Source organism: Clostridium sp. 001, from assembly GCF_019056555.1.
Taxonomy (GTDB): Bacteria; Bacillota; Clostridia; order Clostridiales; family Clostridiaceae; genus Clostridium_B; species Clostridium_B ragsdalei.
On record NZ_CP020473.1, the window covers coordinates 2,127,612 to 2,142,448 of the forward strand.

Here is a 14,837-nt window from a genome sequence, read left to right on the forward strand (position 1 = left end):
TGTATATTTTTTAACTTGTTATCATTAAGTTTTGTTTAATCCAAATCTATAATCTTGAAAACATTTACTTAGAACATAAAAATTACTCTATTTAAGATTGTAGTTTTATAAATTATATCTTTTTATATCCCTATATAATGTGGAAAGACTTACTCCTAACTCTTTTGCAATCATCTGTTTTCCTAAAAAAGTATTACCATATTTAAGGAGTAATTTCTCAATACAATTTTTTCTCATTGATTTCAAACTGCTGCATTGATTATTCTCTTTATTACTATTTATATTATTGTTAAGCTTTGCTGGAATACAATTTGGCATCAATATATTAGTACTAGCCATATTAACTGAGTATTCAATAACATTTTCTAATTCTCTTACATTTCCGGGCCAATTATATAATAGTAAATGTTTTTTTACTTCTTCTGATATACTAACAATATTTTTTTTAAATTTTTCGTTATATTTCCCCAGGAAATATTCAGCTAACAATATGATATCCTCGGGACGTTTTCTAAGAGGTGGTATCATTATCGGTATCACACATAATCTATAGAAAAGATCTTCTCTAAATTCACCATTTTTCATCATTTCTTCAAGATCTTTATTAGTTGCTGCAATTATTCTTACATCTAGTTTTATTGATTTTACACCTCCAACCCTTTCCAATTCGCCGCGTTCAATAACTCTAAGTAATTTGGGTTGTAAATGCAAAGACAAATCTCCAACTTCATCAAGAAAAATAGTTCCACCATTGGCAAGTTCAAATTTACCTGGTTTTCCTCCCTTATTAGCTCCTGTAAACGCGCCCTTTTCATATCCAAAAAGTTCGCTTTCGAGAAGGTTTTCAGGTATAGCAGCACAGTTTATTGCTATAAAGGGTTCATTTTTTCTTCTACTCATCTTACAAATCGCCCTAGCAAATACCTCTTTCCCTGTGCCACTTTCACCTAAAATTAAAATGTTAGATTCACATCCTGCAGCTTTTGCAGCAAGATTTTTAGCCTTATTGATAAGTTTGCTATTTCCCTTTATGCTGTCAAAGTTTATATTCAAATGTGAAGCATCTGCTAAAAGTTTATAGGCTATATTCCCTAGTTCTTTCTTTTTCTTAAATACAAAAAGAATGTCTATTTTTTCATTACTGTTATTAATAAACTTTACGCTTAGAAACATTCTATTATTAGGAATTGGATATTTTAAAACTACCTCAAATTCCTTATCATATTCTTTTGCATCCTTCATAATATATTCAAAATAGTTTTCTGAAAAAATATTTTGAATATTTTGTTCATCTTTTATCATTTCTTCCATAACACTGTTATAAGTAAGTATATTTCCAATATAATCAGTTAATACAACACCTTCACTTATAGAATTTAAAACCGTTAATAATCTATCTTTTGTCTCTTTTTCTTTTATTTTAATTAGAATTGTTTCCCCTAATTTTTTAGCAAATATACTTAACTTATCTCTCATTTTAATTTGCTTTTCTTTAAGCTTGGGAGTAAGAGATAAAATAGTAATAGCTCCTATACACTTCACATCATTTTTTATAGGATAATATATGGAATATTCATTGAAGCATTTCCCATATGCAGTAATTGGGCAAGTCTTACAAATTTCACTTCCATTAGGGCTGTCAATGATTAAAGGCTTACCATTTTTAATAACATAATCATTAGCACAACCCTTAGGAAGAGCTTGCCCAATTGATTTTTTGAATAATCCACTTGCTGCAACCCTTACTAAATGGCTATCTACAACATAGATATCAAATTCAATAACCGAACTCGTCGTCTCTATTAAATTTTGTATAAATTCTCTTATCTCATACATTGAACTATACATATTATTTCACTATCCTGCCTAAACCTGTATGCTACTTTATATTAATTAGCATGACATAGTAATGAGTAAATATCTTCTGTCATAATGCTTGATAATATGACATAATTACATTTTATACTGAAATATACCTAAAACTATATAATTATACTTAAATATACTTTATACATAAAATATACAATTAAGCCATAGTAACCTTACTTTTTCTAGACATCTTGTTTTCTCTACATGCCTCTATAAACGCGCTAAAAATAAGGAGTTGTTCATTGTGTTTTTCCTCTAACATTTCAGGATGCCACTGCGTTCCTAATATAAATCTATCTTCTTTCATTTCAATAGCCTCTACTATTCCATCTGGTGACATTGCAGCAACATTAAAACTACTAGCAACATCTTTTATTGCTTGATGATGGTAAGAATTTACCTCCAGTGTATTTCTATTTAAAATTTTATGTAATTTGCTCTTTTCATTGACTAAAACTTTGTGTACAGTATTATACTTTGGCGAACCTATTACAGAATGATTTATAGTGGAATTGTTTTTTAAGTTTGATAAATCCTGATAAAGTGTTCCCCCACAAGCGACATTTAATAGTTGATATCCCCTACAAACACCCAAAATAGGAACATTACTTTTATTAATAATTTTTTTAGCCAAATATAACTCCTGTGTATCCCTTTCTGGAATAACTTCTCCTATTTCAGGTCCTATTTCTTCTCCATAATACTTTGGTTCAATATCAGCTCCTCCAGCAAAAATTACACCGTCTATAATATCTATAGCGTTTTCAATATTGCTTTTATTAGTAAATACGGGAATAATCACAGGAACCCCTCCTACTGTTTCAATTGCCTTAACAAAATCATTCGCTGCAATTTGCCAATCCAGTTTACTTCCAAGACCATTATAAATTTCATCTAATCCATAGCAATAATCTGCACATATACCTATAATTGTTTTCATATCTTATCTCCTCCATAAAAAATGTAATTACATACTATTTATTCAATGCGTGTGCCTCACCCCTTTAATCATTTCTTAACTAATCTTATAAATAATATGAGCAATAATTGTGCCAAAAAGTAAATTAACTAAATGTTACACTATATCAAGTGATTTTTAGGTTCAGATGAACCTTGCTTTATAAGGATGACTTTCTCCAGCTGAACCTTAGAAGAACTTATCCAGGCGCGCAGCAGTGCTTATCCCCCCACTTTGATAGTCGCTTTCGCTGTGTGCGATAGGGGTGTTAGCAATGGTAGTGATCGAATAAAGGATATAGACATGCTATTAAAGTACTATTGTCAAAATGCTTTATCATTCTGACAATAGTACTTTAATAATTTTTTTAACACACTATATACTTTTATTTTAGAAATAAAAGTCACTTTCATTCTGATAATAAGTTTGTCAAAATGAAAATTGCTCTAATTACACAAAAATAAAGTAGACTTTGCCTCTGTAGCAAAATCTACTTTATTTTTGTTGATTTCTAATTAGAAGAATAATATTCTTTCACTGATCTAGCTATAGAATCCGCTATTTTACTCTGATACTCATCCGTAATCAATTTACTTTTTTCCTGAACATTAGATAGGAATCCACATTCTATCAATACAGAAGGTCTGGTGTCTTCACATCTAAGTACCTTATAACAATTTTTTGCTGCTTTTTCTTTTCTATTATTGTTCTTGTCGAGATCATTCACTAAATTTTTTTGGAGAATATGAGCTAACTTTTTACTATTATCATTTTTAGAGTACCACACCTGGGCTCCATAGTATTTAGCCTGAGGGAACATATTTAAGTGTATACTTATAAACATATTACAATTTGTACTTTTTTTCAATTCACATCTATTATTTAAATCTTCAACTTTCTTTTTTCTTATTCTCCCATCATCTGTATATAACCCCTCGTCTTTTTCTCTAGTCATAACAACTTTAAATTTTTCTTTTAGTAACTTGTCCTTAAGTTTATTACTTATTTCTAAATTTATTTCCTTTTCCATTATTCCATCTTTTGATATTGCTCCACTATCTATTCCTCCATGACCAGGGTCTATAAGTATAGTACTACTTTCTTTGGTAACATTTTCATTACCCAATACTAGACATGGACATATCATGTTTATACTGCATATTATCAATATCAACAATATAACTCTTGCTTTTTTTATGTTCAATATACACCAACTCCTTATAATTATTTAGAGCCTTAATATATATTTACCCAAAACATAAAAAGTTATTAAATTATTTTCAATAAAAAATAGCTTATACATACACAAATTTTGTATGTATAAACTATTTTGAATTCTAATATTATCTCTTTGAAAATTGTGGAGCTCTTCTTGCTTTTTTAAGACCATATTTCTTTCTTTCTTTCATTCTTGGATCTCTTGTTAAGAAACCAGCTTTTTTAAGTTCCGGTCTTAAATTTTCATCTGCTTTTAAGAGAGCTCTTGATATTCCATGTCTTATAGCTCCAGCCTGACCTGTAAATCCTCCTCCATGAACATTTACAAGGACATCAAACTTTCCTTTAGTTGAAGTCAATTCCAATGGTTGGTTAACTATAACCTTTAAAGTATCCAATCCAAAGTAATCATCCATATCTCTCTTATTTATAGTTACTTTACCTTCTCCAGGTACAAGTCTAACTCTTGCTATTGACTTTTTTCTTCTTCCTGTTCCAAAATACTGAACCTTAGCCATTTTTTATCCTCCCTCCAGCTCTAACCTAATATTTTAATTCTAATACTTCTGGCTTTTGAGCTTCATGATCGTGCTCAGCACCTCTGTATACTTTCAACTTTTTGAACATTTGTCTTCCTAGTGGTCCATCTGGAAGCATTCTTCTTACAGCTTCCTGGAATACAAATTCTGGCTTCTTTGCTAAAGCATCTCTATAAGAAGTTTCCTTTAATCCACCTGGATATAAGGAATGATGTCTCAACATCTTTTGATCTAATTTTTTACCAGTTAAAACTACTTTTTCAGAATTTATTATTATTACAAAATCTCCTGTATCAACATGCGGTGTATATATAGGTTTATTTTTACCTCTTAATATTGAAGCAACTTGACTTGCTACTCTTCCAAGAGGTTTTCCTGCAGCATCGATAACATACCATTTTCTTTCAATTTCTTGGGGTTTTGCTATATATGATTTCATGGCTTTCCCGTTATATTACTAACGGTTTTCAACTCCTCTCACATTCTAGTTTCTTTTAATCTCTAAAAAGAGACTTTTAAATTTTGATAAACGATTCTCTATATAAAGACCCGGGGCTGGTGGATCCTTTATATCCAAAATACAAACAATTTATATTATAATACAATGTGCCTGGTGTGTCAATCTAGTAAAATATTTTTTCTAAACAAAGTCCTAAGGCTGGTACAGGCTTCCCGGCTTTTGACCTATCCTTAGACTCTAAAATGTCTTTCACATATTCTGGCGTAAACCTTCCTAACCCTACTTCTAATAAAGTACCTACTATTATCCTTACCATATTGTACAAGAATCCATCTCCAACTATGCTAAACTTAATCAAATTATCTTCTTGCATAATAGTTAACTCTCTCACTGTCCTAACAGAAGATTTAGCAGAACTGCCTTTTTTCTTAAAAGCAGAAAAATCATGAGTACCTATAAAATACTTACATGCATTTTTCATTTTATCAACATCTAATTTTCTTCTAAAGTAATAAACATATTGTCTTCCAATAACAGGCCTATTATTTCCCGTTACTATTGTATAAACATATTTTTTACCTAAGCTGTGATACCTAGAATGAAAACTATCATCCACTTCTCTGGCGTTTAATACAACTATATCTTTAGGTAATACGCCATTTAGCGCCATTTTAAAATTAGGACTTGGTATTTTACTGTTAGTAAAAAAGTTGCACACAAATCCTCTTGCATGAACTCCTGCATCAGTTCTGCTTGCACCTATAACTTCAGAAAAACTTCCTGTAATTTTTTTAATAGCTTCCTCTAATCTTTGCTGAATTGTCATAGCATTATCTTGTTTCTGCCATCCAGAATAATTTGTACCATCATATTCTATTGTAAGCATTACATTCTTCATTAATGCCACCACATTCTACTTAATATAGACACACACACCAATGCAAAAACACACACTGATGCCATAAAGTCCTTATTAGTTAACTTAAGCTGCTTCATTCTAGTCCTGCCTTCTCCACCTGTGTAACATCTAGCTTCCATTGCCATTGCCAGTTCATCTGCACGCCTAAAAGAACTTATAAAAAGTGGCACTAGGATTGGGATAAGATTCTTAGCTCTCTGAATTATGTTTCCAGATTGAAAATCCGCTCCTCTTGCCATTTGAGCTTTCATTATTTTATCTGTTTCATCCATTAATGTCGGTATAAATCTAAGTGCTATAGTCATCATCATAGCCAGTTCATGAGCAGGCACCCCTATCTTTTTCATTGGATTTAAAAGTTTTTCTATTGCATCTGTGAGTTCAATAGGAGATGTAGTCAAAGTTAGTAGTGAAGTTCCTATAATTAAAAATATAAGTCTTATTGCCATAAATGCAGCCATAACTAATCCTTCTTTATAGACGACTAAAAATTTCCACTTAAATAAAGGTGGATTAATCCCCGTTGTCATAAATATATTCAGTACTGCAGTTATAATAACTAATATAAATATTGGTTTAAGTCCTTTATAAATGTATGAAAACTGTATCTTAGATATAAGTATTGAAATTATAGTGAATAATACTATAAATATATAGCCTTTAAAGCTGTTTACTATAAATAAATCTACAATATATATTAAAGATATCAATATCTTAACTCTTGGATCCAACTTATGAACAAAAGAATTCCCAGGTACATATTGACCTATTGTAATATCTTTAATCATTTACTAGCTCTCCTAACTTTTACTTAATATTTTGAGTATTTCTTCTTTTGCCTGCTTCACTGTAAATACATCTTTTGATATATTTATGCCCTTTTCCCTAAGCTTTTTTACCATATATGTTACTTGAGGTACTGCAAGTCCTACACTTTCCAAAGTGTCAACCTCATTAAAAACTTTTTCAGGAGGGCCATCAAGTATACATTTTCCCTGATGCATTACGATTATTCTACCAGCCAGCTTAGCTACATCTTCCATGCTGTGAGATACAAATATTATAGTCATATTGTATTCCCTATGTAAATTTTTTATTTCTGAAAAGATGTCATCTCTTCCCTTGGGATCAAGGCCTGCTGTTGGTTCATCTAATACGAGTACTTTAGGTTCCATAGCAACTACTCCTGCTATAGCAACTCTCCTCTTTTGTCCCCCGCTTAATTCAAAAGGAGATTTATCCTTGTAATCTTCATATTTTAATCCCACCATATTCATGGCTCTCTTCACTCTTTTATTTATATCATCATCACTCAATCCCAAATTTTTGGGACCAAAAGCAATGTCTTTTTCTATAGTTTCCTCAAATAACTGATATTCAGGATACTGAAATACAAGTCCTACTTTTTTTCTTATAAAATTTAAATTTATCTTTTTATCAGTAATATCTACTCCATCTACTATTATCTTGCCTGAACTTGGTTTTAAGAGTCCATTTATATGTTGAATAAGTGTTGATTTTCCCGAACCCGTGTGTCCTATCAAAGCAACAAATTCTCCATCTTCTATTTCAATATTTATGTCATCTAGTGCTTTTTTTTCAAAAGGTGAACCTTTCATATATATATGAGTTAAATTTTCTATTTTAATCGGCATAATTCACTCACCATCTCATCTATAGTTAATATATCAGGTTTAATATCTACACCACTATTCTTAAGTTCATAGGCTAATTCTGTCATTTGAGGTACATCAAGTCCTATTTTTTTCATCTTAGATACCTGACTAAATATGTTTCTAGGAGATCCTTCCATTATAATTTTACCTTCATCCATAACAATTATTCTATCTGCTTCTACTGCTTCTTCCATATAATGTGTAATTAGAATTACTGTCATATTGTACTTACTATTTATATCTTTTATTGTACTCATTACTTCACGCCTACCAGACGGATCAAGCATTGCAGTTGATTCATCAAATATTATACAATCAGGTCTCATAGCAAGCACTCCTGCTATAGCTACCCTTTGCTTTTGTCCACCTGAAAGTAAATGAGGTGCATGTCTCCTATATTCATACATATTTACCCTTTTTAAACACTCATCAACTCTTGCTCTTATTTCCTCTGATGGAACTCCTAGGTTTTCTGGTCCAAAAGCAACATCTTCTTCTACTATAGTAGCAACTATTTGGTTATCTGGATTTTGAAAAACCATTCCTGCCTTATTTCTTATCTTCCAGGTACTTTTTTCATCTGAAGTATCTATATCTTCTACATATACTTTTCCATCAGTTGGAACTAAAAGAGCATTTATATGTTTAGCCATAGTAGATTTTCCAGATCCATTTCTTCCAAGCACTACAAGGAATTCTCCCTTTTTTACTTGGAAATTCACATGATCTACAGCTAATTTTACATTTTCATTATCATTGTCCTTATATTTATAGCTTACATTATCACATACTATTATATTTTTTTCCATAGAAACACCTCACTAATTTGATGAGCAACAAAATTGAAACAGTATTTTATAGAAAAACAGGGATTAAGCTAGTCTTTACTTAATCCCCTTAATTTTATACTAACTCTAGTATAACTAATTCGGCTCCGTCGCCTCTTCTTGGACCCATTTTATACATTCTAGTGTATCCACCATTTCTTTCAGCATATTTAGGAGCTATATCTGTAAATAAATTTTTTACAACTTCTTCTTCAGTTACAAAAGAAAGTACCTGTCTTCTAGCATGAAGATCTCCTCTTTTTGCAAGAGTAATCATCTTTTCTGCTAAACTTCTTGTTTCCTTTGCTCTAGTTACAGTTGTCTGTATTTTACCATGCTTTAAAAAGTTAGTAACAAGACTTCTAAGCATTGCTCTTCTTTGGTCAGATGGACGTCCTAATTTACGATACTGTGCCATTTATATCCCTCCTTACTGTAGGTAATAAGTTTATCCGTTCGTTATTTTAACAAATTTTAGTCTTCACTTTGCTTTAAGGATAATCCTAAGGCATCAAGCTTTTGCTCAACTTCTTCTAAGGATTTTTTACCTAAATTCCTTACCTTCATCATATCATCCATTGTTCTTTCTGTCAACTCTTGAACTGTATTTATTCCAGCCCTTTTTAGACAATTATAACTTCTCACTGAAAGGTCTAATTCTTCTATTGTCATCTCAAGAACTTTTTCCTTTTTATCCTCTTCCTTTTCAACCATTATTTCTACATTATTAGCATGATCAGTAAGAGTCATAAATAGTTTGAAATGTTCTATGAGAATTTTAGCTGATAAACTTACAGCTTCATCTGGTAATATAGTTCCATTAGTCCAAACTTCTAATGATAATTTATCATAATCAGTTATTTGACCAACTCTTGTATTCTCTACAGCAAAATTAACTCTTTTAATAGGAGTGTATATTGAATCTACAGGAATAGTACCTATTGGCATGTCTTCAGACTTATTCTTTCTTTGAGAAACATATCCTCTTCCTCCGTTGACAGCAATCTCCATATAGAGTTTACCATCATCATCTAAGGTAGCTATATGTAAGTCTTTATTAATTATTTCAACATCACCATCTGTTTTTATGTCTCCTGCAACAACTTCACCTGGTCCTTGTGCATCTATATATATAGTTTTAGGACCTTCTCCATTCATCTTTAAAGCTAATTCTTTTATATTTAGAATTAGCTCTGCAACATCCTCTTTTACTCCACGAATAGTTGAAAATTCATGAAGTACACCATCTATTTTTATATGATTAGCAGCAACTCCTGGAAGGGAAGAAAGAAGAATCCTTCTAAGTGCATTACCAAGAGTAATACCATAGCCTCTTTCAAGGGGCTCCACTACAAACTTTCCATAGTTACCATCTTCACTAGTTTCAACACATTCTATTTTGGGTTTTTCTATTTCTAACATGAATATAACCCTCCTTCTATTTATCTAATAATGTATTCTGAGGGCAACTGATTCTATATTAACTACTTGCTGTATAACTCTACGATTAATGTTTCGTTAACAGGAACATCTATATCCTCTCTTGTTGGCTGTCTAAGAACTTTTGCTTGGAAATTTTCTACATTTCCTTCTAACCAAGTTGGTAAAGTTTTTGGGTTTTCTGCAAAAGTTTTAAACTTCTCTGATGACTTGCTCTTATCACTTACAGTTATATTATCATTAATTGATACCTTAAAAGAAGGTATATCCACTTTTCTGCCATTAACTAAAAAATGGCCATGAGTTACCAATTGTCTAGCTTCTGCTCTTGACTGTCCATATCCTAATCTATAAATTACATTGTCAAGTCTTGTTTCAAGTAAAACTAATAAATTTTCACCTGTTATTCCTTTTTTCCTATCAGCTGTTTCATAGTATTTTCTAAATTGTCCTTCTAATAGTCCATATATTCTCTTAGCCTTCTGCTTTTCTCTCAATTGTAAACCATAGTTTGATACTTTCTTTCTTCTTTGACCATGTTGTCCTGGTGCATATCCTCTTCTTGAAAATGCACACTTATCTGTATAACATCTATCCCCTTTAAGGAATAATTTTAAGCCTTCTCTTCTGCAAAGTCTGCATACTGATCCAGTATATCTTGCCATTAAAACTTACACCTCCCGTTACTAAACTCTTCTTCTTTTTGGTGGTCTGCATCCATTATGTGGAATTGGAGTAACATCTTTGATCAATGTAACTTCAAGTCCTGCTGCCTGTAATGACCTTATTGCGGCTTCTCTACCAGCACCAGGTCCCTTAACATATACTTCGATGCTTTTTAATCCATGTTCCATAGCTGCTTTAGCTGATGTTTCAGCTGCCATTTGTGCAGCAAATGGAGTGCTCTTTCTAGAGCCTCTAAATCCTAAACCACCTGCGCTAGCCCAGGATAAAGTGTTTCCCGCAGCATCGGTAATTGTAACTATAGAATTATTAAAAGTTGATCTTATATGTGCACAACCATGTTCAACATTTTTTCTTTCTTTTTTTCTCTTAGTTGTCTTTCTAACTTTTCCAGCTGCCATCTTTTTACCTCCTTATATTATTTTGCTACTATTTTCTTCTTACCTGCTACCATTTTCTTAGGTCCTTTTCTTGTTCTTGCATTTGTCTTTGTTTTCTGTCCTCTAACTGGCAGACCTTTTCTATGCCTTATTCCTCTATATGAACCTATCTCTATTAATCTTTTTATATTAAGAGCAATTTCTCTTCTCAAGTCACCCTCAATTGTTACATTCTTTACGTAATTTCTCAAAGAGTTAACTTCTTCTTCTGTTAGGTCCTTAACTCTAGTGTCTGGATTTACTCCAGCTTCTTTTAGAATTTTTTGAGAAGTTGATAACCCTATGCCATATATATAAGTTAGACCTATTTCAACTCTTTTTTCCTTTGGTAGGTCGATACCTGCTATTCTTGCCATTAAAATTTACACCTCCTAAAATCTGATTGGTAAGGATTAATTTACTTTATTTATATTATATTAAGCTTTAAAGCCAACAAAGTAAATAACTTTACATTGCTGCAGCCGCACCTTAAAACGTTATTAACTCATAAATCATACATTAAGTATTAATAACGTGTTTTACTAATACTTACTTTTCTATTAGTTTAGCCTTGTTTTTGTTTGTGCTTAGGATTTTCACAGATAACCATTACTCTTCCTTTTCTCTTTATGATTTTACACTTTTCACACATAGGCTTAACTGATGGCCTTACTTTCATAGCTAACCCTCCTTATTACTTCGCTCTCCAAGTTATTCTCCCACGAGTCAAATCGTAAGGAGAAAGCTCTACTGTAACTTTATCACCTGGTAGTATTCTTATAAAATTCATTCTTAATTTACCAGATATATGTGCTAATATCTTATGTCCGCTTTCTAATTCTACCTGAAACATAGCATTTGGTAAAGCTTCTAAAACAGTACCCTGAATTTCAATAACATCATCTTTTGACATAAGGTATAATCAAACCTCCTTGTTATTGCTGACTGCAAAAAATCTGTTTAGCACCGAGCTTATAATCACTTTCAACGTAGCAGTAAATCATGCTTCATATACTTACAGTCCATATTAATCCATAATACTAACACTTTAAATTAAAGTCAATATTTCCGGAGTATTTTCTAAAACACTATCGTCTTAATATGTACTCCTCTGAAATTCTATCCAATTATTTAGTAGTTATTCTAGATTTTACTGTATCATCAGCTTTTGCTTGGTTTTCAACTTACAGGTTCCAGCATATCTATCTCTATTTGTGTTAAATTATTTGCAAATAGATTTTAAACTTTCTTTTACTCTTTGAAAAACCTCATTTATTTCTCCAGTTCCGTCTACTATAGAAAGTGCTTTCTGCTTTTTATAGTACCCAATCAGAGGTTGAGTTTGCTCATCATATACATCTAATCTATCCTTAACAGTTGACTCGGTATCATCTTTTCTTTGTATAACATCACTATGACACACATCACACTTTCCCTCAACTTTAGTAGGATTAAATTTTACATGATAACTTGCGCCGCAAGATGGACAAACTCTTCTACCTGTCATTCTTTCAAGAATTAATTCTTTAGGAACATCTATAAGGAGAGCTGTATCTATCTTTTGCCCTTTATTATTTAAAAATAAGTCTAGAGCTTCAGCTTGATTTACGGTTCTAGGAAATCCATCTAATAAAAATCCTTCTTTGCAATCATCCTTGCCTAATCTATCTTTAACTATATTTATAGTAACCTCATCTGGTACTAACTGTCCGTTATCTAAATACTTTTTTGCCTCAACTCCAAGTGGAGTCTTCTCTGAAATATTCTTTCTAAAAATATCTCCAGTAGATATATGAGGTATGGAATATTCTTCACTAATAAATTTAGCTTGAGTCCCTTTTCCAGCTCCTGGAGGACCTAATAAAATTATTTTCACCAGCACCATCTCCAAAAATATTTTATCAATTCAAAAATCCATGATAATGACGCATTACTAGCTGCGATTCTAATTGTCTTATGGTTTCAATAGCTACATTTACTATAATTAATAGCCCTGTTCCGCCAAAATATATGCCCTTAAAACTAGTATAAGTTTCTGCTACTATAGGGGATATTGCTATTATCCCTGCAAAAGCTCCTCCTAATACTGACACTCTGGCTAAAACTCTTTCAATAAATACAGCCGTAGGTTCTCCTGGTCTTATGCCAGGTATAAATCCTGAAGACTTATTCATATTCTCGGCCATTTCTTCTGGCTTCATAGTAACTTCGGTATAAAACCATGTAAAGAAAATTGTAAGCAAGAAATAAAGCACTAAATATGTCCAATTACTTTCTTTAAATGGACTATACACACTTCCCGTTATAAACTTGTTAAAAGCTGAGTCAGGCCAAAATTGACCTATAGTCATTGGAAACTGCATAACTGATATAGCAAATATAATTCCTATAACAGCTGCTCCATTTACATTAATTGGAATATTAGTAGACTGCCCTTTATACATTCTTCCTGCATTTGTTTTCCCTGCATACTGTATAGGAATTCTTCTCTCAGATAAACTTGAAATTACAACTCCTAAAAATAGCAAGAATATAACTGCTGCAAGTCCTATTACTTCCACAAAGTTAACTGTTTCAACTTGTTGCATTTTAAAAATTCCAGATACTGCAGAAGGAAACCTCGAAATAATGTTTATAAATATTATAAGAGATATTCCATTTCCAATACCATGCTCAGTAATCTGATCACCAAACCACATGAGAAAAGTTGACGCTACAGTAACAGTAAATATTATCATAAATACGTTGAATTTATCAGATGGGTTTGCAAGTGCACCTGCTCTATTTATAATAACATATATGGTTATTCCTTGAATTACACCTAGTGGTACTGAAGCATATCTAGTGTATTCCTGTATCTTCTTTCTACCTTCTTCTCCTTCTTTAGATAATTGCTCTAAACGAGGCAAAGCAACCGTAAGAAGTTGGAATATAATGGAGGAATTGATAAATGGAATAACTCCCATAGCAAATATACTAAATCTGCTAAATGCGCCTCCTGCTAAAAGATCATAAAAGCCAAACAACGAGCCATTGCTAGTTAGACTACTTAACTTTGTAGTATCAATTCCTGGAACAGGAATAAAATTTCCCATTCTAAAAATTATAATCATAAATAAAGTAAACAGCAATCTTTTCCTTAGTTCAGGAACTTTCCAAGCATTACGCAAGGTTGATAGCACTTTATATCACCTCTACTTTTCCTCCAGCTGCCTCTATCTTTTCCACTGCAGTTTTAGTAAACTTAGCTGCTTTTACTGTGAGTTTCTTTTGTAATTCACCATTTCCAAGTATTTTTAAACCATCTTTAGACTTTTTAATTACCTTTTTCTCTAAAAGTAATTCTGGAGTAATTTCTGTTCCATCTTCAAATGCGTTTAGTCTTTCAACATTTAATTCATAATATTGTTTTGCAAATATATTAGTGAAGCCTCTTTTAGGAAGTCTTCTATACAATGGCATCTGTCCGCCTTCAAATCCTATTCTTACTCCACCACCGGATCTAGCTTTCTGTCCATTTTCACCTTTTCCAGCATTTCTTCCCCAACCAGAACCAGTACCTCTTCCAAGTCTTTTTGGTGATTTTCTTGATCCTTCTGCTGGTTTTAATTCATGAAGTTTCATTCGTACTTACACCTCCTTCGTATTATGCCTCTTCTACCTTTAAAAGATAGCTAACTTTTTGGATCATTCCTCTGATTTGAGGATTATCCTCTTGCTCTACAACTTTTCCTATTTTTCTTAATCCAAGAGCATTTACAGTTGCTATATGATCTTTTTTTCTTCCTATTAAACTCTTTTCTAGAGTTATTTTAAGTTTAGCCAAGG

20 protein-coding genes are annotated in these 14,837 nt (G+C 31.9%); all 20 read right to left on the reverse strand.

Translation table 11 applies throughout. The features are described 5' to 3' along the window. Window positions 1–105 precede the first annotated feature (105 nt). The 20 genes from B5S50_RS09745 to rpmD all read right to left on the reverse strand — a co-directional run bounded on the left by B5S50_RS09745 (window position 106) and on the right by rpmD (window position 14,835). Complete coding sequence (locus B5S50_RS09745) at window positions 106–1,848, reverse strand: sigma-54-dependent Fis family transcriptional regulator (RefSeq protein WP_217303695.1); 1,743 nt, start codon at window positions 1,846–1,848, stop codon at window positions 106–108. Between the two features lie 178 nt (window positions 1,849–2,026). Then, complete coding sequence (locus tag B5S50_RS09750; RefSeq protein ID WP_217303696.1) at window positions 2,027–2,809, reverse strand: gamma-glutamyl-gamma-aminobutyrate hydrolase family protein; 783 nt, start codon at window positions 2,807–2,809, stop codon at window positions 2,027–2,029. Between the two features lie 529 nt (window positions 2,810–3,338). After that, complete coding sequence (gene cwlD / locus B5S50_RS09755; RefSeq protein ID WP_254306758.1) at window positions 3,339–3,974, reverse strand: N-acetylmuramoyl-L-alanine amidase CwlD; 636 nt, start codon at window positions 3,972–3,974, stop codon at window positions 3,339–3,341. Between the two features lie 196 nt (window positions 3,975–4,170). Beyond that, window positions 4,171–4,563 carry a 30S ribosomal protein S9 gene (gene rpsI / locus B5S50_RS09760; protein ID WP_065078531.1) on the reverse strand — a complete coding sequence of 131 codons (393 nt, stop codon included), beginning with the start codon at window positions 4,561–4,563 and terminating at the stop codon, window positions 4,171–4,173. A 25-nt stretch (window positions 4,564–4,588) separates the two neighbouring features. After that, window positions 4,589–5,023 carry a 50S ribosomal protein L13 gene (gene rplM, locus B5S50_RS09765; RefSeq protein WP_065078532.1) on the reverse strand — a complete coding sequence of 145 codons (435 nt, stop codon included), beginning with the start codon at window positions 5,021–5,023 and terminating at the stop codon, window positions 4,589–4,591. A gap of 184 nt (window positions 5,024–5,207) precedes the next feature. Next, window positions 5,208–5,942 (reverse strand): tRNA pseudouridine(38-40) synthase TruA, encoded by a 735-nt coding sequence (gene truA, locus B5S50_RS09770; RefSeq protein WP_217303698.1) that lies wholly within the window; start codon window positions 5,940–5,942, stop codon window positions 5,208–5,210. Further along, the gene (locus B5S50_RS09775) at window positions 5,942–6,751 is read right to left on the reverse strand and encodes an energy-coupling factor transporter transmembrane protein EcfT (protein ID WP_065078534.1); all 810 of its coding nucleotides are present in this window, start codon (window positions 6,749–6,751) and stop codon (window positions 5,942–5,944) included. Before B5S50_RS09775 ends, truA begins: the two co-directional genes overlap by 1 nt. Window positions 6,752–6,763: 12 nt before the next feature. Further along, window positions 6,764–7,618 (reverse strand): energy-coupling factor transporter ATPase, encoded by an 855-nt coding sequence (locus B5S50_RS09780; protein ID WP_065078535.1) that lies wholly within the window; start codon window positions 7,616–7,618, stop codon window positions 6,764–6,766. Beyond that, the gene (locus B5S50_RS09785) at window positions 7,603–8,448 is read right to left on the reverse strand and encodes an energy-coupling factor transporter ATPase (RefSeq protein WP_065078536.1); all 846 of its coding nucleotides are present in this window, start codon (window positions 8,446–8,448) and stop codon (window positions 7,603–7,605) included. Before B5S50_RS09785 ends, B5S50_RS09780 begins: the two co-directional genes overlap by 16 nt. 94 nt (window positions 8,449–8,542) lie before the next feature. Beyond that, entirely contained in the window at window positions 8,543–8,884 is a 342-nt protein-coding gene (gene rplQ, locus B5S50_RS09790) for a 50S ribosomal protein L17 (RefSeq protein WP_013240665.1), read from the reverse strand. A gap of 56 nt (window positions 8,885–8,940) precedes the next feature. Beyond that, a complete protein-coding gene (locus tag B5S50_RS09795) occupies window positions 8,941–9,888 on the reverse strand; it encodes a DNA-directed RNA polymerase subunit alpha (RefSeq protein ID WP_063553721.1) in 948 nt (315 codons plus the stop codon). A 62-nt stretch (window positions 9,889–9,950) separates the two neighbouring features. Then, window positions 9,951–10,571 (reverse strand): 30S ribosomal protein S4, encoded by a 621-nt coding sequence (gene rpsD / locus B5S50_RS09800; RefSeq protein WP_063553720.1) that lies wholly within the window; start codon window positions 10,569–10,571, stop codon window positions 9,951–9,953. Window positions 10,572–10,592: 21 nt separating this feature from the next. Further along, a complete protein-coding gene (rpsK, locus tag B5S50_RS09805; RefSeq protein ID WP_013240668.1) occupies window positions 10,593–10,991 on the reverse strand; it encodes a 30S ribosomal protein S11 in 399 nt (132 codons plus the stop codon). A gap of 17 nt (window positions 10,992–11,008) precedes the next feature. Continuing rightward, complete coding sequence (gene rpsM / locus B5S50_RS09810; protein ID WP_065078537.1) at window positions 11,009–11,386, reverse strand: 30S ribosomal protein S13; 378 nt, start codon at window positions 11,384–11,386, stop codon at window positions 11,009–11,011. Window positions 11,387–11,574: 188 nt separating this feature from the next. Further along, window positions 11,575–11,688: a 50S ribosomal protein L36 gene (gene rpmJ / locus B5S50_RS09815; protein WP_007062395.1), complete on the reverse strand. Its 114-nt coding sequence runs from the start codon at window positions 11,686–11,688 to the stop codon at window positions 11,575–11,577. Window positions 11,689–11,703: 15 nt separating this feature from the next. Then, on the reverse strand, window positions 11,704–11,922 hold the full coding sequence (infA, locus tag B5S50_RS09820; protein ID WP_013240670.1) for a translation initiation factor IF-1: 219 nt from the start codon (window positions 11,920–11,922) through the stop codon (window positions 11,704–11,706). 309 nt (window positions 11,923–12,231) lie between these two features. Beyond that, window positions 12,232–12,885: an adenylate kinase gene (locus tag B5S50_RS09825; protein ID WP_065078538.1), complete on the reverse strand. Its 654-nt coding sequence runs from the start codon at window positions 12,883–12,885 to the stop codon at window positions 12,232–12,234. Window positions 12,886–12,910: 25 nt separating this feature from the next. Beyond that, on the reverse strand, window positions 12,911–14,191 hold the full coding sequence (gene secY, locus B5S50_RS09830) for a preprotein translocase subunit SecY (RefSeq protein ID WP_065078539.1): 1,281 nt from the start codon (window positions 14,189–14,191) through the stop codon (window positions 12,911–12,913). 1 nt (window position 14,192) lies between these two features. Continuing rightward, the gene (gene rplO / locus B5S50_RS09835) at window positions 14,193–14,633 is read right to left on the reverse strand and encodes a 50S ribosomal protein L15 (RefSeq protein WP_013240673.1); all 441 of its coding nucleotides are present in this window, start codon (window positions 14,631–14,633) and stop codon (window positions 14,193–14,195) included. A 22-nt stretch (window positions 14,634–14,655) separates the two neighbouring features. Further along, a complete protein-coding gene (gene rpmD / locus B5S50_RS09840; protein WP_063553716.1) occupies window positions 14,656–14,835 on the reverse strand; it encodes a 50S ribosomal protein L30 in 180 nt (59 codons plus the stop codon). Window positions 14,836–14,837 lie beyond the last annotated feature (2 nt).